The sequence below is a fragment of the Roseovarius atlanticus genome, assembly GCF_001441615.1.
Taxonomy (GTDB): domain Bacteria; phylum Pseudomonadota; class Alphaproteobacteria; order Rhodobacterales; family Rhodobacteraceae; genus Roseovarius; species Roseovarius atlanticus.
Genome location: NZ_LAXJ01000009.1, coordinates 161,877 through 180,100, shown reverse-complemented (window position 1 = coordinate 180,100; position 18,224 = coordinate 161,877). Strand labels below are relative to the sequence as shown.

The window sequence follows — 18,224 nt, the reverse complement described above, 5'->3', positions numbered from 1 at the left end:
ACTTCAAACATCCAACTCCTCCACGAACCGCGCGTTCTCCTGGATGTACTGGAACCGCAGTTCGGGCTTCTTGCCCATCAGGCGCTCCACCAGGTCGCCGGTCTCGCCGGGTTCGTCCTCGTCGATGGTCACGCGGATGAGCTTGCGCGTCGCCGGGTCCATCGTGGTTTCCTTGAGGTCCTTGGCGTCCATCTCGCCCAGGCCCTTGAAGCGGGAGACGTCGATCTTGCCCTTGCCGCCCAGGCCCTTTTCCAGCCACGCGTCGCGCTCGGCCTCGTCGATGCAGTAGACGCGTTTCGCGCCCTGGGTCAGGCGATACAAAGGCGGGCAGGCGAGGTAGAGATGGCCCGCGTCGATCATGGGCCGCATCTGGGTGAAGAAGAACGTCATCAGAAGCGAGGCGATATGGGCGCCGTCCACGTCCGCGTCGGTCATGATGATGATCTTGTCATAGCGCAGATCGTCGATGTTGAACCGGCTGCCGAGGCCGACGCCAAGCGCCTGCGTCAGGTCGTTGATCTCGGCGTTCGAGCCCAGTTTCGAGCTGGCCGCGCCCAGCACGTTCAGGATCTTGCCGCGCAGGGGCAGCAGGGCCTGGGTCTTGCGGTCGCGGCCCATTTTCGCCGATCCACCGGCGGAATCCCCCTCGACAATGAACAATTCGGTGCCGTCGCGGGTTGAAGACGAGCAATCCACCAATTTGCCGGGGAGGCGCAGTTTTTTGGTGGCGGATTTGCGTTGTGTCTCCTTCTCGGCCCTGCGGCGCAGGCGTTCCTCGGACCGCAGCACGAGGAAGTCGAGGATTGCCCCCGCCGATTTCGTATCCGCCGCCAGCCAGTTGTCGAAATGGTCGCGCACGGCGTTTTCAACCAGGCGCTGCGCCTCGGTCGTGGCCAGCCGGTCCTTGGTCTGGCCGACGAATTCGGGTTCCCGGATAAAGCACGAGACCAGCGCGCAGCCGCCGGTCATCAGGTCGTCGCGGGTGATGTTGGCGGCTTTCTTGTTGTTGACCAGCTCGCCATAGGCCTTGATGCCCTTGACGATCGCGGCCCAGAAGCCCGCGACATGCGTGCCGCCCTCGGGCGTGGGCACGGTGTTACAGTAGCTTTGCAGAAAGCCGTCGCGGCTGGGCGTCCAGTTGATCGCCCATTCCACCTTGCCCGGGGTGCCGAAGCGTTCCTGGAAATCGACGGTGCCGGCAAAGGGGTTCTCGGCATAGGTCGAGGCGGTGCCCATCGTCTCGCGCAGGTAATCGGCAAGGCCGCCGGGGAAGTGGAACGTGGCCTCGGTGGGCGTGTCGCCGTCGGCAATGGCGGATTTCCAGCGGATCTCGACCCCCGAAAAGAGATAGGCCTTGGAGCGGATCGAGCTGAAGAGCCGCGCGGGCTTGAACCGGTGATGACCGAAGATCTGCTCGTCGGCGTGGAAGGTCACGGTGGTGCCGCGGCGATTGGGGGCGGCGCCGACCTCTTCCAGTTTGCCCTGCGGGATGCCGCGGGAAAAGCGCTGTTCGTACAGCTTCTTGTCGCGGGCCACCTGCACGATCAGGAGGTCCGACAGCGCGTTCACCACCGACGCGCCGACCCCGTGCAGGCCGCCCGAGGTCTGATAGGCCTTGCCCGAGAACTTGCCGCCCGCGTGCAGGGTGCAGAGAATGACTTCGAGCGCGGATTTGCCGGGAAACTTGGGGTGCTCGTCCACCGGCATCCCGCGGCCGTTGTCGCGGATGGTGATGGAATGATCCTCGTGCAGCTCGACCTCGATCCGGTTGGCGTGGCCCGCCACGGCCTCGTCCATCGAGTTGTCGAGAATCTCGGCCACCAGGTGATGCAGCGCCCGTTCGTCGGTGCCGCCGATATACATGCCGGGGCGTTTGCGGACAGGCTCCAGCCCCTCCAAGACCTCAATCGAGGAGGCGTCGTAAGTGCCGGAATCGGTGGGGGTCAGAAGGTCGTCGGCCATGTGCGCTGCTCTTTGTTTTATGGGTTGGGGCGCAGTATGGCAGAGGGAAAGCGGTGGGGGAAGTGGTCAGGTGCGTTGAAAACGCACCCTACGTCGCCTATGTGCGCAGCCAGTCGGCCACGTCCTCGTCGGCCAGCTTGCCCTGGGCGAGGGCGATGATGATCTGGCCGATTTCTTCGGTGTCATGGGTGATCGACACGCCGTGCAGGGTCAGGCAGATCAGCATCGTGCGATAGGCGGTGCGCTTGTTGCCATCGTTGAAGCAATGACCCTGTGCGACCGCGGCCGCATAGGCGGCGGCGAGGTCGAACACATCCTCGATCATGCCGTAGAGCAGCCGGTTGTCCACGCGCGAGAGCGCACCTTCCAGCGACTTGTCCCGCGCGCGCCCCGGCAATTCGCCCGGGTTCAGGGCCATGTCGTGAAGTGCCTCCACCTGGTCGGCGGAGAGAAGCAGAAAGCTCATTTGTCCTTGAGATACTCAAGCACGGGCTGCGCCTGTTCGCGGGTGGCCTCGACGGCGGCCATGACCTCGTCCATCGTGGCATAGCGCGGCTCGCCTTGCAGCGACGCCTCTTCGGGAACGAGGTAGCCGACGCAGCGCGAGTTCTTCATGATCGCCACCGGCTTGCCGCCCGCACGGTCAAGCACCTTTTGCGGCTCGCGCAGTTCGGTCATGGTGCAGATCTGGTTCGTGTGCAGGCGTTTCATGGTGTGACTCCGAAAATATGCTGAAGAATATACACTTCAGTATGTACTATTTCAAGCATTGTGACAGGTATCGGGCACAGCCCCGTAGCGCCGCGTTGTCGTCGCTGATCAGCGTCACCGGGATCGCGGCGAGGATGTCGGTATAGGGTCCGCGCGGGTGGAACGTGTCGGCAAAGCCCAGCGGTTTGATGTATGGCGCGATGGCCCGGGCGGTGCCGCCGATCAGGTAAAGCCCGCCGGTGGCCATGTGCGACAGGCACAAGTTGGACGCGGCAAGGCCCAGTAGAGAGACGAAGGCCTGAAGCGTCTTGCGCGGCTCACGGGCGATGATCTCGGTCGGTGTGCGGGTCTCGCCCGTATAAAAGGCGTGCAGGCGGGTCAGGCCCGGGCCGGAGAGGGCAGCCTCGATAGGCAGATGCGCCGCGTCACCGCGCAACGCGTCGTAGAGCGCGCGAAAGCCCGGTGCGTCGGGCAGGGTGGTGTGGCCGGATTCGGAGGGCGGCACGAAAAGCCCGTCGTCCACCCGGTGCGCGACCGCGATGTTACAGCCCGTGCCCAACCCCAGCACCAGGCGCGGGCCTTTGGGGTCGGGTGTGCCGGGGATCAGCGGGGTCACACTGTCCGCGTCCAGATCGTCAAGCGCGTAGGCCTGCGCCTGAAGGTCGTTCATCAGGTGGACGTGCCCGGCGCCCGTGGCGCGGGCCAGCGCGTCGGCCTCGATATGCCAGGCGTGGTTGGTCAGCTGTGCCGCGCCGCCCCGCACCGGGCCGGCGACCCCGGCGCAAATCGCGCTGACGGGGCCGGGGCGCTGCGCATCCAGATAGGCGGCCAGCAGTTGCGCAAGGCTGGCATGATCGGCATTGGCAAAGCTGCGGGCGGTGTCGCGCAGCAGGCCGGTCCCATCCGACAACCCGACGCGGCAGGTGGTGCCGCCGAGATCGACCAGCAGGCGCGTCATGCCTGCCAGCTGCGCGCCAGCGCGCGGGCGGCGTTGGCAAAGAGCAGGACGTCGATCCCCACACCCAGCATCTGCGCGCCCCAGTCTCGGTAGGTGCGCGTGGTCTGCGCGTCGACGCCCAGGATGCCCGGCGCCTTGCCGGCCGCGCGGATGCGGGCCAGCGCGTCTTGCATGGCGGCGCGCACCTCGGGGTGGTTCGCGTCGCCGCGATGGCCCATGTCGTTGGCCAGATCGGATGGCCCGATAAAGGCCGCATCGACACCGTCGACCGCGCAGATCGCATCGAGGTTGTCCAGCGCAGCCACGCTTTCGATCTGGACCACGAGGCACATCTGGTCGTTGGCCGTGGCGATATAATCGGGCACCGCGCCAAAGCCCGAAGCTCGCCCCAGCGCCGCGCCCGAACCGCGCACGCCCTCGGGCGGATAGCGCATGGCGCGCACGATCCGCTCGGCCTGGGCCGCCGTGTCGACCATCGGCGCCAGAAGCGTCTGCGCGCCCGCGTCCAGCACCTGCTTGATGATCCAGTCCTCGGCCACCGGCACGCGCACGATCGCCTCACTGGGCGAGGCGCGCAGGGTGCCGATCTGGGACGACAGGGTATGGATCGTGTTGGGCGCATGTTCGCCGTCGAGGATCAGCCAGTCGAACCCGGCAGTGCCGAGGATCTCGGTGGCGTAGGCGTCGGCGAACCCGGCCCAGCAGCCGATCAGGGGCTGGCCGGCGGCGAGGGCTGTTTTGAACCGGTTGACGGGGGCGGACATGGGCGGACCTCGTGCTTTTTGCGCGTCGGTGGCCAGTTAAACGCGGCCATGGCCAGAGGTCCAGCGGAGCGCGTTGGGGAACCGGCGGCAGGGCTTGCGCGTTTCACGGGCGAACCTTCGCGAAAGGCAAGACACGCAATGACATCGACCGACGCACTAGGCCGCCATGCGCGGCACGGCGTGACAGGACGCTCCGGACGAGAACCGGCCCGCACCGGGCTGACCGTTCTGGGGCTTGTCATGCTGGCAGGCGGTCTTATGGCCTTTTTCAACCCGTTTGCCGCATCAATGACAGTCGCCGTCGTTGCCGGGGCCGCGTTTCTGCTGGCCGGTCTGACGCAGCTCTGGCTGTCCTTCAGCGATCGGTCGGAGGCGCTGGGCGGACGGATGATCGGCAGCCTGATCGGCGTGGCCTTCGTTCTTTTCGCCGCATCGTTGCTGGTCAACCCGGTCGCCGGGATGATCACCCTGACGCGGGCCATAGCAATCCTGTTTGCGGTCCTGGGCGTGTTGCGCCTGATGTATGCGCTGCGCATACGCCCGCGGCACGGCTGGGGCTGGATCGCGGGGGCCGGGGTACTGTCACTGGCGCTGGCCGGGATGATCGTGCTGGGCCTGCCGGGTGCGGCCGCCGACGTGCTGGGTCTCTTTCTGGGCGTGGACCTGACCCTGTCGGGGATCGCGACACTGGCGCTGGCGTGGCACAAACCTTGGGTGCCGGGCGAACACGTTTCTTAAACGGTAGACTTTTTGCACGTGCAGGCGGGCGCGGTCCATATCGGGGCGCGCCCGTCTTGTGCGGGGGCTTGCGATGCGCCTGCCGCAAGCGGGGACGCTTTGCGATGGACAGCCGCATCGCGCTGTGATTCGGTGGCCCCATGACGGACAGGCGCGTGACCATTCGCATCGCGGCCATGCTGGGCCTTGCCACGCTGGTGGTGCTGCTTCTGATGGGGCGCAATCCGACATGCCCCTGCGGCTGGGTGGACCTGTGGGGCACCGTGGGCACCAGCGAGGGCAGCCAGCAGGTGTTCGACTGGTACTGGCCCAGCCACCTGTTGCACGGCTTTCTGTTCTACGCGCTGCTGTGGCTGGTGGCGCGCCGGGTCGATCTGGGCTGGCGGCTGGTGATCGCGACGGCGGTGGAATGCGCGTGGGAGATCATCGAGAACACCGACGCGGTGATCGAGCGCTACCGCGAGGTGACGATCTCGCTGGATTACTACGGCGACAGCGTGCTGAACTCGGCGTCGGATATCGCGGCGATGTGGCTGGGCTTCTGGCTGGCGCGGCGGTTGCCGGTCTGGGCCAGCGTGGCCGTGGTGGTGGGGTTCGAGCTGCTGACGTTGTGGATCATCCGCGATAACCTGACGCTGAACGTGGTGATGCTGCTTTACCCCGTCGAGGCGATTGCCGACTGGCAGGCGGGCGGCTGAGCGTGCCTAGTCGTCGTCGCGCCGGTCCTTGCCGCGCTGCCGGGTGCGGCGGCCGATGCCGATGAAGGACAGCACGACAATGGCGACAAGAATAAGGACGACAAGGCCCATGCGGTGCGTCTCCGGCGACTGTTTCCATGGTCAGACCTACAATTCGCGGCGCGGTGCCACAAGACGCACGCCGTCCCGGGCTTGACCCGGGACCTCTTGCCGCGAGAGATCCCGGATCAAGTCCGGGATGACGCAGGGGCGATGGACTGCGCAGGACGTCAACAACACCGGCCGTGGAACCACGAAAAACGCCCCCGCAAGGCTTTGCGGAGGAGTTTGGAATGCACGCACGCGAAAGCGAAGCGCCTCAGACCGCGAGGTTGGGAATGATCTGCTTCTTGCGGCTCATCACGCCGGGCAGGACCACGGTATCGCCCGCAACGGACGCGCCGAAGCTTTTCTCGACCACGCCTTTCACCAGGTCGTTCGGCACCAGCAGGGTCGCTTCCTCGTTCAGGATGTCCACCACGAACAGCAGCACCTGGTCGACGTCGTCTTCCTTGGCGACATCGGCCATGGAGGCCATCAGGCTGTCCTTGCGCTCCAGCACGGTGGCAGGCGCGGTGGTTTCCAGGACCGAGACGCGGAACTTGGTCCCGCCGACCTCGTATTCCTTGCTGTCCATGCGGATAAGCTCGGCATCGGAAAAGGCCGAGACGTCCGACTTGGCCGCGAACATCTCGTCGGCATAGGCGTGGGGGTCGAGGTCGAGATCCTTGGCCAGGCCCCAGGCGATCGCCTCGTCCTCTTGCGTGGTGGTGGGCGAGCGGAAGGCAAGCGTGTCGGACAGGATGCAGGTCAGCATCGCGCCCTTCACCCATGTCGGGGCCTGCGCCATGTCCTTGTCGATCATCTTGTACATGATCGTGGCGGTGCAGGCCAAAGGCTCGATGCGGATGTCGATGGGGCCCTTGGTTTCCAGCCCGCCGACCAGCTTGTGGTGGTCGATGATGCCGCGCACGTCGGCGCCGTTGATGTTGGTGGGCAGCTCGGCGGGGTTGTTGGTGTCCACCACGATGCAGGGCTGGTCGTCATCGACATTGGTGATGATGCGCGGCTTGGGCAGGTCCCAGCGCTCCAGCATGAAGGCGGCCTCGGTGTTGGGCTCGCCCAGCAGGACGGCCTCGGCCTCTTGGCCTTTCACCTCGTTGAGGTACCACGCCCAGATGATGGGCGAACCGGTGCTGTCGGTGTCGGGGGATTTGTGGCCAAATACGAGCGTGGTCATCGGATATGTCGTCCTCGGGGCTGAAATGAGTTTGTTCGCGCGCCTTATAGGGCTGTGCGAAGGGCTTGTCACCCATGCAACCTGCGGCCAAATTGCCGGGATGCATGATGCGCGCGAAACCCTGCTATACGCCCCGGTCAAGGCCTGGCTGGAGGCGCTGGGCTATGCCGTGAAATCCGAGGTCGGCCCGGCGGACGTGGTGGGCCTGCGTAACGGGGCCGAGCCGGTGGTGGTGGAGCTGAAAACCGGGTTTTCGCTGACCCTGCTGCAACAGGCGGTGGCCCGGCAGGCGGTGACTGAGCAGGTCTATGTCGCCGTGCCGCGCTGGAAGGGCAAGGCGGGCTGGCGGGCGTTCAAGGGCAATATCGGGTTGTGCAAGCGGCTGGGGCTTGGGGTTCTCAGCGTGAAACCGGACACGGGCGAGGTGCAGGCGCATTGCCATCCCGCGCCGTTCCAGCCGCGCCGGTCCAAGGTCAAGCGCGCGCGGCTGCTGAAGGAATTCAACGCCCGGCGGGGCGATCCCAACAAGGGCGGCACGCGCGGGCAGATCGAGACGTCCTACAAGCAGGATGTGCGCGCCTGCGTCGACTATCTGTCGCAGCATGGCCCGTCTTCGGGCGCGGTGATCGCCAGGGCCACCGGCGTGACGCGGGCGACGCGGATCATGGCGGACAACCACTCGGGCTGGTTCTTCCGGGTCGAGCGCGGGGTCTATGCGCTGAGCGACGCTGGCATGGCGCTCTGTGAAAGCGAAACCGATGCGTGACACGCTCCGCGCCGCGCTGATGGCGCCCGTGCTGGTGCCACAGGCGGCCTGGGTGATGATGCGGGCCGCACGCCTGCCCGAGGCGGCGGGCCCGCGCGAGGGCGCGGCGGGGCAGGGCGCGGCGTTGCGGCTGCTGATCGTCGGCGACAGTTCCGCCGCCGGCGTGGGCGTCGAGACGCAGGACGACGCGCTGGCCGGGCGGCTGGTGGCGCATCTTGCGCCGCGTTTCCGCGTGCACTGGCGGCTGGAGGCGCGGGGCGGTGCGACCACGGCAAGCGCCCTGGCCGATCTGGGGCGGATGCCGCGCGCGGGCTTCGACGTCGCGGTGATCGCGCTGGGCGTGAACGACGCCAAGAACGGGATGCGCCGGGCGAGGTGGCGGCGGAATTACAGCGACCTCGTAAGCCTCCTGAAGGCCCGCTTCGGTGTGACGCGCGTCGTCGCCTCCGGCGTGCCGCCATTGGGGGCGTTCCCGCTGCTGCCGCCCCCGTTGCGCGGGGTGCTGGGCGCGCGGGCCGCCGCGCTGGATGCCGAACTGCGCGCGCTTGTGGCGCAGGACCCCGCGCTGCGCTACGCTCCGATGGAGTTTCCGCTGGACCGGCGCCTGATGGCCGCCGACGGGTTTCATCCGGCCGCCCCGCTCTATGACCTCTGGGCGGGCCGGGTGGCCGAGCGGATCGGGGAGGGGTGAGCGTCATGCTGTGTCGTATCGGAGAGGTGGAGGTCTGGCGCATCCTTGAGATCGACGCGCCCTTCCTTGCGCCCGAAGAGATGTTCCCGGGCGCCGGCCCGGACGTGGGGCGCATCATCGCCGAAAGGGTGCCGGGCGGGCTCTGCCCCCGCACGGGCCGCGTGATGCTGCCGATCCAGGGCTTTCTTTTGAAGACGCCGGATCACGTGATCCTGGTGGATACCTGCGTCGGCAACCACAAGACCGCGCCCAGCTTTCCCGACTGGCACAGGCGCGACACACCGCGTTTCCTGAATGCGCTGGGAGCGGCGGGCGTGGGGGTGGAGGACGTGGACTACGTCCTCTGCACCCATCTGCACGTGGATCACGTGGGCTGGAACACGCGGCTGCTGGACGGGCGCTGGGTGCCGACCTTCCCCAACGCGCGCTACCTGCTGCCGAAGGCGGACGAGGCGTTCTATGCCGAAAAGGCCAGGGGCATGTATGACGAGAGCCTCCTGCCGGTGATCGAGGCCGGGCAGGCCGAGCTGGTCGACGGCGCGCACGGGGTCGGCGATCACGTGACGCTGATGCCGACGCCGGGGCATACCGGCGGGCACGTGTCGGTCCGGGTGCATGGCGGCGGGGCCGAGGCGGTGATCACCGGAGATGCCATTCACACGGCGGCGCAATGCTGGCACCCCGAGTGGCATTTCACCTTCGATCGAGACGCCGCGCGGGCCGTGCAGTCGCGCCGGGCCTTGCTGGAGCACGCGGCGGAACGTGATGCGCGGGTGCTGGGCACGCATTTCCGTCTGCCGTCGCTGGGCCGGGTGCGTGTCGAGGGTGAGGCGTTCGCGTTTCTAGAAGACGACTGAGGGAGCGCCATCGGCGACCCCCGGGGTGGCGATCCAACAGTGGTTCTGAAGCACTTTATCTTTGCCAAGTCATCAAAACAGCCGAGCGATGTGCAGACCCCAACCAAATCGCCGCCCCCTGGGTGGGGGTCGTCGATGGCGCGGCGGCGCGATGCGCCTTGATTCCGCGCACGCGGGTGTCCAAGAGTGCGAGGTACGCTTTTTCGGACACGGCGTAGGGTGCGTTTTCAACGCACCGTGCCGGCACGGCCGATCTCCTACCCAAAACAGGTGCGTTGAAAACGCACCCTACGCGAACGCCGCCTCCAGCGCGATCTCCACCATGTCGCCGAAACCGGCCTCGCGGTCCTCGCTGGGCAGGGCCTCGCCGGTTTGCAGATGGTCCGACACCGTCAGCACCGACAGTGCCCGTGCGCCATGGCGGGCGGCCAGCGTGTACATCTCGGCGGTCTCCATCTCGACGGCGAGAATGCCGTGGCGGGTCATCTGCTCGTTCAGGTCGGGGCGTTCGTCATAGAACGTGTCCGAGGAATAGATCCCGCCCACGTGATGCGGCACGCCCCGCGCCTCGGCCGCCGCCACGGCGGACCGCAACAGGCCCCAATCGGCGCAGGGGGCATAGTTCAACTCTCGGAAGATGGTCGAGGACGGCGTGCCTACGCTGCTGGCCGTCATGGCGAGGATCACGTCGCGTAAGGCCACATGCGGCTGCATGGCGCCGGTGGAGCCGATGCGGATCAGCGTCTTTGCGCCGTAATCGCGCAAAAGCTCGTTGGCATAGATCGACAGGCTCGCCATGCCCATTCCGCTGCCGTGGATCGTCACCGGATCCCCGCGCCAGTTGCCAGTAAAACCCAGCATCCCGCGCACCGCGTTCACCTGGCGCGGCGCGTCCAGGAACCGCTCGGCGGCCCACTTGGCGCGCATCGGGTCGCCGGGCATCAGGACGGTTTCGGCGATGTCGCCGGGTGCGGCGCCGATATGGATGGTCATGGGGCTCCCCTCTGCCGATGGATCGCGCTAGGGTAACGTCTGAACCGGCGGCGGCAAGAGAGGGAAAGCACGATGCGGATCATTGCGTTTCTGGCCCTGCTGGCGGCGACACCCTCCGCAGCCCCCGCGCAAACCGCCGACGAGATCGGCGTCGCCCGCCACGTGCTGTCGCAGGCGCAGGCCCGGTCGGTGGCCGAGAACCGCGAATATTGCGGCTATATTGGCTACACCGCCGCGGGCCAGTTGGCCACCACGCGGCCCCGGCGCGGGCACCTGAACTATTGCCAGCCCAGCTGGCCCGAGGGGCTGCGCGTGGTGGCGTCCTGGCACACCCACGGGGCCTATGACGACAACGCCTGGTCCGAGGTGCCCACCGTCAACGACATCCGCGCCGACAAGGGCGAGGGCATCAACGGCTATGTCGGCACGCCCGCCGGGCGTCTGTGGTTCCTCGACACGCGCCGCATGGAGGTGCGCCAGCTATGCAGTCCGGGCTGTATTCCCGCCGATCCGCGTCACGTGATGGGGGCCGAGGGGCCGATCGCGCGCGCCTATACCCTGCGCGAGCTGATGCGGCGCGAGGCGGCGCAGTTTCCCTGAATCGGCGCGCGCCCTAGCGGGTGTACTTGATAAAGGGCGTCAGTTGCCCGATCCGATCATACAGCTGTCGCGCCTGCGCGTTGAAATCCTGTGTCATCCAGTAAACGGCCGGTGTGCCGTTGGCGTCGGCGGCGGCATAGACCGCCTCGATCAGCGCGCGGCCCACGCCGGTGCCGCGCGCTGACGGGTCGGCGTAAAGATCCTGAAGGTAACAGATCTTCTCGACCCGCCAGTTGTGCGGATGAAAGATGTAATGCACCAGCCCCACCGGCCTCTCGCCGTCCAGAGCCAGCAGCCCGTTCTGATCGGTCACCTCGGGGGCGCAGATTCGGGCAAAGGTGGTCTGATAGACCTCTTCGCTGACGCTGCTTTCGTAGAAATCCAGATAGGCGGTCCAAAGCCGGCGCCAGTGGGTTTCGTCCTGCGGTGCGATGGGGCGGATGGTCAGCGACATGGGGCGGCTCCGTTGTGGTCGGAGGCACATTGTGCTGCCCGCCCCGCGGATTCCAGCGTTTTTTCGCCGAGCGCATTGCATCGGACGACGGGACTGGCCATGTGTTTGGCAATTGACACCGAGGCAAACCGTCGAGGAGACCGGAATGATAGGACGCATCGCAATCGCCACAACCGCGGCACTGGCGCTGACCACCGCAGGTTTTGCGCAGGAAGCCGCAGAAGGCACCACCGACCAGGGCGCGGCCCAGGGCGAGACCCAGCAGAACGCCGAGAAAGAGGTCCCGACCCGCACGCTCGAGGCCATCGAGCCCGCCGAGGGGATCACCAACGAGACCCTGACCGACGAAAAGCTGCGCGCCTTCGTGCAGTCGCTGGTGGCGGTCAACACCGTGGCCCAGCATTTCATGCCCCGGATCGAGGCCGAGGCCGATGGCGAGAAGCGCGCCGAGCTGATGGCCTATGCCAACGATTCCATCGTCAACGCGATCGAGGTGATTGCCGACATCACCCCGGCGGAATTCAAGGCGATCGACATCGCGGCGCAGCAGGATCAGGAACTGAACCAGCGCATCCTTGACGAGATCAAGGTCGCCGCCGCCGAAGGCAAGGCCGCCGAGGAGGCCGCGGAAAACGAGGCCGAGGCTGCCGAAGGCACCGACGGCGGTGCCGAGGGCGACGTGCCCCAGACAGAGTAAGCGCGCCGGACCTACGGCACGCCCAATACGCTTCGGGGTCGCGCACCATCCCTCCGCGGAAGACCCCGGAGCGTATCAGAAAAGACCGTTGTCGTTGGCCGACTGGCCGGTGATGACCTGCAGGACGTCCCAGTGCTCGACGATCCTGCCCATCTCGTCAAAACGGAAGATATCCATGCCGGCGTAATCGTCGCTGCCCGGCCATGTCTGGTGGCAATGCAGCACCACAAGGTCGCCCTCGGCCACAGCGCGGACAAACCGCACATGCTTGCCCGGATAGTCCCGCGCCATGCGCTCGAAATAGTCGATGAACGCGTCCTTGCCGTCGGCGACATGCGGATTGTGCTGGATATAGACGTCGCCCGCGTAAGCCTCGATAGCCTCGCGCGGGCGGCATTGATTGAACATCAGGTCGTAAAAGGCCATCGCGTTGGCCTTGTTGCGATCCGTCCGGCCGCTCACTCGGCGGCGACCGCCTTGGGATCGGCCAGCGTGACGATATCCATCATGATCGTGTTCAGCTCAAAATCCTTGGGCGTATAGACCCGCGCCACGCCCATCTCCAATAGGCGTTTGGAATCCTCCTCGGGGATGATCCCGCCGACGATCAGCGGCACGTGACCCAGTCCAGCCTCGCGCATCCGGTTCAGCAGGTCCTCGACCAGCGGCATGTGCGATCCCGACAGGATCGACAGGCCGATCACATGCGCTTCGTCCTCCAGCGCGGCGGTGACGATTTCCTCGGGCGTCAGGCGGATGCCCTCGTAAGAGATATCCATGCCACAATCGCGGGCGCGGAAGGCGATCTGCTCGGCGCCGTTCGAATGGCCGTCAAGCCCAGGCTTGCCCATCAGGAATTTCAGGCGGCGGCCCAGTTTCTTGCTGACCGCATCGACCGCCTCGCGGATATCGTCGAGGCCCTCGGTCCGGTTCGACGGGCTGCCGGACACCCCGGTGGGACCGCGATACTGGCCGTGGATCTGGCGCATCTGTTCGGCCCATTCGCCGGTCGTGACGCCCGCCTTGGCCGCCGCGATGGAGGCCGGCATGATGTTCTCGTTTTTTGAGGCCGCCTCGCGCAGCGCCGCCAGCGCGGTTTTCACGGCCTCGTCGTCGCGCTCTTCGCGCCAGGCGTTCAGGCGGTCGATCTGTTCGGCCTCGGTGGCGGGGTCGACGCGCATGATGCCGCCATCCCCGGATTGCAGGGGGCTGGGTTCCGTCGTGGTGAACTTGTTGACGCCAACCACCGTGGTCTCGCCCGCCTCGATCCGGCCCAGACGGTCGGCGTTGCTGTCCACCAGCCGCGCCTTCATGTATTCGATCGCGCCGATGGCGCCGCCCATGCCGTCCAGCATCTCCAGCTCGTGCCGCGCGCCTTCCTTCAGGGCCTCGACCTTGGCGTCGACGGCGGGGTTGCCATCGAAAAGGTCGTCGAATTCGAGGAGGTCGGTCTCGTAGGCCAGGATCTGCTGCATTCGCATCGACCATTGCTGATCCCACGGGCGCGGCAGGCCCAACGCCTCGTTCCAGGCGGGCAACTGTACCGCCCGGGCGCGGGCCTTTTTCGACAGCGTCACCGCCAGCATCTCGATCAGGATGCGGTAAACGTTGTTTTCCGGCTGCTGCTCGGTCAGACCGAGGCTGTTGACCTGCACGCCATAGCGAAAGCGGCGGAACTTGGGGTTCTCGATGCCATAGCGGTCGCGCAGGATCTCGTCCCACAGGTCGGCGAAGGCGCGCATCTTGCACATCTCTGTGACGAACCGGATGCCCGCGTTGACGAAGAAGCTGATCCGCCCCGCCAGGGCCGGGAAATCCTCCGCGGGCACGCGCGGTTTCAGTTCGTCCAGCACGGCACAGGCGGTGGCCAGCGCAAAGGCCAGCTCCTGCTGCGGCGTGGCGCCGGCCTCCTGTAGGTGGTAGGAACACACGTTCATCGGGTTCCACTTGGGGATGTGGGTGTAACAGTATTCGGCCACGTCCCCGATCATTTTCAGGCTGGGTTTCGGCGGGCAGATATAGGTGCCGCGGGAAAGGTATTCCTTGATCAGGTCGTTCTGCACCGTGCCTTGCAGGGCGCTGACATCCGCGCCCTGTTCCTCGGCCACGGCGATATAGAGCGCCAGCAGCCAGGGTGCCGTCGCATTGATGGTCATCGAGGTGTTCATCTGATCCAGCGGGATCTGGTCGAAAAGCGTGCGCATGTCGCCCAGGTGGCAGACCGGCACGCCGACCTTGCCGACCTCGCCGCGGCTGAGCACATGATCGCTGTCATAGCCCGTCTGCGTGGGCAGGTCGAACGCCACGCTGAGGCCCGTCTGCCCCTTGGCGAGGTTGCCGCGGTAAAGCGCGTTCGATGCCTTGGCGGTGGAGTGGCCCGCGTAGGTGCGGATCAGCCACGGATGATCGGCTTGGCGATCGGACGCATCAACCTTTTTGTCTCTGGTGTGCTCTTGCTGCATCTGCGACATCGGGCGGCCTCGTGAATCGGTTTGCGAAATTTTCTTTCAACAGCGGCAAACTATTCGGAATTATGTGACGCTGTCAATTCGCTGCGTTGCGGCAATTCGGGGCGGGGTGGGTTTGAGAGGCCCCGTCGAACTGAAACGGCAGGTCTTTATCTCTCGCGCGGAATCAAGGCCGAAGGCCGCCGCGCGATCGTCCGCTGACCGAAAGGCGATTGCACGCAATCGCCGAAAGGGGGGCCGCCCCCCGGTCTGGCGATCGGTTACCGTAAGCGCTTCAGTTTGAAGCTCCTCGGAGGTGGCGGGGATAAAGTGCTTTGAACTTCTGTTGGTTCGCCAGCCCGCGGTCTGGTAATCGCGCGGCCCCCCCAACCCGTTTTCCTTTGTACCCCTTCACGCGGGCTGGCATTGTGCGGGCAATGACGCAAACGGTCGAACTTCCCCTCTGGCTGCTGGTGCTGATCCTGCTTTTTGCGGCGGTCACCTTTGCCTCGCATTTCCTGTTCCCCTCGGTGCGCTGGTTCTTCCGCCGCCGGATGGAGCGTGTGGTCAATCGCCTGAACCAGCGGCTGGAGCGCAAGATCGAGCCGTTCAAGCTGGCGCGGCGCTATGACATGATCCAGCGGCTGATCTACGATCCCGAGGTCAGCAAGGCCATCGCCGAGCACGCGCGGGAAAACGGCATCCCCGAGAACGTGGCGTTCGAGAAGGCCAAGCGCTACGCGCGGGAGATCGTGCCCAGCTTTTCCGCCACCGCCTATTTCGGCATTGCGATCCGGCTGGCAAAGCTGTTGAGCACCGCGCTTTACCGCGTGCGGATGGGGCGGTTCGACGCCGAGGGGATCGGCAGGATCGACCCCGACGCCACGGTGATCTTCGTGATGAACCACCGCTCGAACATGGATTACGTGCTGGTCACGTGGCTGGCCGCCGAGCAGTCGGCGCTCAGCTACGCGGTGGGTGAATGGGCGCGGGTCTGGCCGCTCAGCCGGCTCATCCGAACCATGGGCGCCTATTTCATCCGGCGCCGGTCTCTCAACGCGCTCTATCGCCGTGTTCTGGCGCGCTACGTGGGCATGGCGACCGACGGCGGCGTCACGCAGGCAGTGTTCCCCGAGGGCGGGCTGAGCCTCGATGGCGCGCTGGCCAAGCCCAAGCTGGGCATCCTGAAATACATCATCGAGGAACGCGAGCCGGACGGGCGCGACGTGGTCTTCGTGCCGGTCGCCGTCAATTACGACCGGGTGTTCGAGGACCGCATCCTGGTGGCCGCGGGCAAGGCGGGCAAGCGCCGTTTTGGCGCGCGGATCAGCGTCGTGGCGGGCTTCGTGCTGAAGCAATTATGGCTGTGGATCACGCGCCGCTATCACCGCCACGGCTATGCCGCCGTCAGTTTCGGCGCGCCGGTGTCCCTGTCGGCGTTTCAGCGCGAACACCCCGGGGCTCCGGTCGAGAGGTTGGGCGAGCGCCTGATGGCGCGGATCGGGCAGGAGGTGCCGGTGCTGCCGGTGCCGATGGTCGCCCACGCCTTGCTGGCGGCCGGAACGCCGCTGCCCGAGGCCGAGCTGAGAGAGGTGCTGGCCGGGATGACCGACAGCCTGGGCCAGGCCCATATCCACATCCCGCGCGAGGATCTGGCCTATTCCGTCGAGGTCGGCCTGCGCATCCTGCGCAAGCGCGGGCTGGTCCGCGACACCGCGGAGGGTATCGAGATCGTGCCCGAAGAGCGTGACCTGCTGGTCTACTACGCCAATTCCATCCGGCAGTTTTTCGCAGATGCGGCGCAAAACGGCTGATTTTTCTGCGACTGCTGGGTTATAAAATTTCAAAAAACAACAAGTCGGCATTGCATTGTTGCGCGATGAAAGATATTTCAGTGCGGACACGCGCGATTCTGCATCGCGGCAAACGCTTATGAAGGAGGCCCCGATGGCTCTGGACACCGACACCGGAATCGCGCCCTACGACGCGCCCGAGAAAGACCTCTACGAAATCGGCGAGCTGCCGCCCCTGGGATATGTGCCGAAGCAGATGTATGCCTGGGCGATCCGCCGCGAACGGCATGGCGAGCCCGACAAGTCCTTCCAGGTCGAGGTGGTGGACACGCCGACGCTCGACAGCAACGAGGTGCTGGTGTTGGTGATGGCCGCCGGCGTCAACTACAACGGCATCTGGGCCGGCCTGGGCGAGCCGATCAGCCCCTTCGACGGGCATGGCGCGGATTATCACATCGCGGGCTCCGACGCGTCGGGCGTCGTGTGGGCGGTGGGCGACAAGGTGAAGAACTGGAAAGTGGGCGACGAGGTCGTGATCCACTGCAACCAGGACGACGGCAACGACGTGCACTGCAACGGCGGCGACCCGATGTTCTCGCCCACGCAGCGCATCTGGGGCTACGAGACGCCCGACGGCTCCTTCGCGCAGTTCACGAACGTGCAGGCTCAGCAGCTGATGCCGCGCCCCAAGCACCTGAGCTGGGAGGAAAGCGCCTGTTACACCCTGACGCTCGCCACCGCCTACCGGATGCTATTTGGCCACCACCCGCATGAGCTGAAGCCCGGCCAGAACGTGCTGGTCTGGGGCGCCTCGGGGGGCCTCGGCTCCTTCGCGATCCAGCTGGCCAACACCGTGGGCGCCAACGCGATCGGCGTGATCTCGGACGAGGACAAGCGCGATTTCGTGATGAGCCTCGGGGCCAAGGGCGTGATCAACCGTAAGGATTTCAACTGCTGGGGCCAGCTGCCCAAGGTGAACAGCCCGGAATACAAGGACTGGTTCACCGAGGCGCGCAAGTTCGGCAAGGCGATCTGGGACATCACCGGCAAGGGCAACAACGTCGACATCGTTTTCGAGCATCCCGGCGAGGCGACCTTCCCGGTCTCCACCCTGGTCTGCAAGAAAGGCGGCATGGTCGTGATCTGTGCCGGCACCACCGGCTTCAACTGCACCTTCGACGTGCGTTACATGTGGATGCACCAGAAGCGCCTTCAGGGCAGCCATTTCGCCCATCTGCAACAGGCCTCGTCGGCCAATCAGCTGGTGATTGAGCGCCGCATCGACCCCTGCATGTCCGAGGTGTTCCCGTGGGAGGAAATCCCCGGCGCGCACATGAAGATGCTGCGCAACGAGCACAAGCCGGGCAACATGGCGGTGCTGGTGCAATCGCCGCGCACCGGCCTGCGCACGGTCGAGGACGTGCTGGACGCCGGCAAGAAAGGTTAAAGACTTCTCCCTGACGGGCCGGTCCGGCCCGCATCTGGCCCGCGAATCGATACCCCGGTTCGCGGGCTTTTTTGCGTGTCGGGCTGCACATTCAAGGAAATCAGGCGATTGGAATTTCGTGCCTCGCTGTTTCTGGGGAGTGAAAAACCGCGAATACGGCCAGAATCGCAAACGTGTTAGAGTTGTGTTAACTTTTCGTTAACCACTCCCGGAGGAGGCTGTGATGCAGAACGAGTGGATACTGGATGTCCTGGCCGATCTCAGGACCTTCGCTCGTCAGAACGGTCTTGGGGAACTCGCCGAACAGATCGACGACACGAGACTCGTCGCAGCGGCGGAGCTGGCATCGAAATCGGCGCCGGCGCGGGA

19 protein-coding genes are annotated in these 18,224 nt (G+C 65.8%); 9 read left to right on the top strand and 10 right to left on the bottom strand.

Translation table 11 applies throughout. From position 1 onward, the window contains the following. Nucleotides 1–3: 3 nt before the first annotated feature. The 5 genes from parE to XM53_RS11020 form a co-directional block, all read right to left on the bottom strand. A complete protein-coding gene (gene parE / locus XM53_RS11040; RefSeq protein WP_057793243.1) occupies nucleotides 4–1,962 on the bottom strand; it encodes a DNA topoisomerase IV subunit B in 1,959 nt (652 codons plus the stop codon). 97 nt (nucleotides 1,963–2,059) lie between these two features. Further along, complete coding sequence (locus XM53_RS11035; protein WP_057793241.1) at nucleotides 2,060–2,428, bottom strand: type II toxin-antitoxin system death-on-curing family toxin; 369 nt, start codon at nucleotides 2,426–2,428, stop codon at nucleotides 2,060–2,062. Beyond that, nucleotides 2,425–2,673: a hypothetical protein gene (locus XM53_RS11030; protein WP_057793239.1), complete on the bottom strand. Its 249-nt coding sequence runs from the start codon at nucleotides 2,671–2,673 to the stop codon at nucleotides 2,425–2,427. Before XM53_RS11030 ends, XM53_RS11035 begins: the two co-directional genes overlap by 4 nt. A 46-nt stretch (nucleotides 2,674–2,719) precedes the next feature. Beyond that, a complete protein-coding gene (locus XM53_RS11025; protein ID WP_236544471.1) occupies nucleotides 2,720–3,631 on the bottom strand; it encodes a glucokinase in 912 nt (303 codons plus the stop codon). After that, nucleotides 3,628–4,395 (bottom strand): HpcH/HpaI aldolase family protein, encoded by a 768-nt coding sequence (locus XM53_RS11020; protein ID WP_057793237.1) that lies wholly within the window; start codon nucleotides 4,393–4,395, stop codon nucleotides 3,628–3,630. The genes XM53_RS11025 and XM53_RS11020 overlap by 4 nt, the downstream gene beginning before the upstream one ends. A gap of 138 nt (nucleotides 4,396–4,533) precedes the next feature. Here XM53_RS11020 and XM53_RS11015 point away from each other — a divergent pair, with 138 nt between their 5' ends. Together XM53_RS11015 and XM53_RS11010 are read left to right on the top strand one after the other, a co-directional pair. Then, the gene (locus tag XM53_RS11015; RefSeq protein WP_057793235.1) at nucleotides 4,534–5,133 is read left to right on the top strand and encodes an HdeD family acid-resistance protein; all 600 of its coding nucleotides are present in this window, start codon (nucleotides 4,534–4,536) and stop codon (nucleotides 5,131–5,133) included. Nucleotides 5,134–5,273: 140 nt separating this feature from the next. Continuing rightward, nucleotides 5,274–5,831: a DUF2585 family protein gene (locus XM53_RS11010; protein ID WP_057793233.1), complete on the top strand. Its 558-nt coding sequence runs from the start codon at nucleotides 5,274–5,276 to the stop codon at nucleotides 5,829–5,831. 358 nt (nucleotides 5,832–6,189) lie between these two features. Here XM53_RS11010 and XM53_RS11005 read toward each other — a convergent pair whose 3' ends face one another. Then, nucleotides 6,190–7,110, bottom strand: coding sequence for a manganese-dependent inorganic pyrophosphatase (locus tag XM53_RS11005; protein WP_057793230.1), 921 nt, complete (start codon nucleotides 7,108–7,110; stop codon nucleotides 6,190–6,192). Nucleotides 7,111–7,135: 25 nt separating this feature from the next. Between XM53_RS11005 and XM53_RS11000 the strand changes: the two genes are divergently transcribed. From XM53_RS11000 to XM53_RS10990, 3 genes are read left to right on the top strand one after another with little or no spacing between them, the layout of a single operon-like run. Further along, nucleotides 7,136–7,876, top strand: a complete 741-nt coding sequence (locus XM53_RS11000; RefSeq protein ID WP_328586668.1) for a DUF2161 domain-containing phosphodiesterase — start codon at nucleotides 7,136–7,138, stop codon at nucleotides 7,874–7,876. Further along, on the top strand, nucleotides 7,869–8,567 hold the full coding sequence (locus XM53_RS10995) for an SGNH/GDSL hydrolase family protein (RefSeq protein WP_057793228.1): 699 nt from the start codon (nucleotides 7,869–7,871) through the stop codon (nucleotides 8,565–8,567). Before XM53_RS11000 ends, XM53_RS10995 begins: the two co-directional genes overlap by 8 nt. 5 nt (nucleotides 8,568–8,572) lie before the next feature. Beyond that, complete coding sequence (locus XM53_RS10990; protein WP_057793226.1) at nucleotides 8,573–9,424, top strand: MBL fold metallo-hydrolase; 852 nt, start codon at nucleotides 8,573–8,575, stop codon at nucleotides 9,422–9,424. Nucleotides 9,425–9,712: 288 nt separating this feature from the next. On the opposite strand, the gene deoD is transcribed toward XM53_RS10990, so the two are convergent. Next, nucleotides 9,713–10,417 (bottom strand): purine-nucleoside phosphorylase, encoded by a 705-nt coding sequence (deoD, locus tag XM53_RS10985; protein WP_057793224.1) that lies wholly within the window; start codon nucleotides 10,415–10,417, stop codon nucleotides 9,713–9,715. Between the two features lie 72 nt (nucleotides 10,418–10,489). Here deoD and XM53_RS10980 point away from each other — a divergent pair, with 72 nt between their 5' ends. Next, a complete protein-coding gene (locus XM53_RS10980; RefSeq protein WP_057793222.1) occupies nucleotides 10,490–11,017 on the top strand; it encodes a DUF4329 domain-containing protein in 528 nt (175 codons plus the stop codon). A 13-nt stretch (nucleotides 11,018–11,030) separates the two neighbouring features. Here the strand turns inward: XM53_RS10980 and XM53_RS10975 are convergent, their stop codons facing one another. Next, complete coding sequence (locus XM53_RS10975; protein WP_057793220.1) at nucleotides 11,031–11,471, bottom strand: GNAT family N-acetyltransferase; 441 nt, start codon at nucleotides 11,469–11,471, stop codon at nucleotides 11,031–11,033. 145 nt (nucleotides 11,472–11,616) lie between these two features. On the opposite strand from XM53_RS10975, the gene XM53_RS10970 reads away from it, so the two are divergent. After that, complete coding sequence (locus XM53_RS10970; protein ID WP_057793218.1) at nucleotides 11,617–12,168, top strand: DUF4168 domain-containing protein; 552 nt, start codon at nucleotides 11,617–11,619, stop codon at nucleotides 12,166–12,168. Nucleotides 12,169–12,243: 75 nt separating this feature from the next. Here XM53_RS10970 and XM53_RS10965 read toward each other — a convergent pair whose 3' ends face one another. Then, entirely contained in the window at nucleotides 12,244–12,594 is a 351-nt protein-coding gene (locus XM53_RS10965; protein WP_057793362.1) for a nuclear transport factor 2 family protein, read from the bottom strand. A gap of 32 nt (nucleotides 12,595–12,626) precedes the next feature. Next, the gene (locus XM53_RS10960) at nucleotides 12,627–14,639 is read right to left on the bottom strand and encodes a methylmalonyl-CoA mutase family protein (RefSeq protein WP_201455407.1); all 2,013 of its coding nucleotides are present in this window, start codon (nucleotides 14,637–14,639) and stop codon (nucleotides 12,627–12,629) included. Between the two features lie 413 nt (nucleotides 14,640–15,052). Between XM53_RS10960 and XM53_RS10955 the strand changes: the two genes are divergently transcribed. Next, on the top strand, nucleotides 15,053–16,429 hold the full coding sequence (locus XM53_RS10955; RefSeq protein WP_057793216.1) for a 1-acyl-sn-glycerol-3-phosphate acyltransferase: 1,377 nt from the start codon (nucleotides 15,053–15,055) through the stop codon (nucleotides 16,427–16,429). Nucleotides 16,430–16,562: 133 nt separating this feature from the next. Beyond that, nucleotides 16,563–17,855, top strand: a complete 1,293-nt coding sequence (gene ccrA / locus XM53_RS10950; protein WP_057793214.1) for a crotonyl-CoA carboxylase/reductase — start codon at nucleotides 16,563–16,565, stop codon at nucleotides 17,853–17,855. The last annotated feature ends 369 nt before the right edge of the window (nucleotides 17,856–18,224 follow it).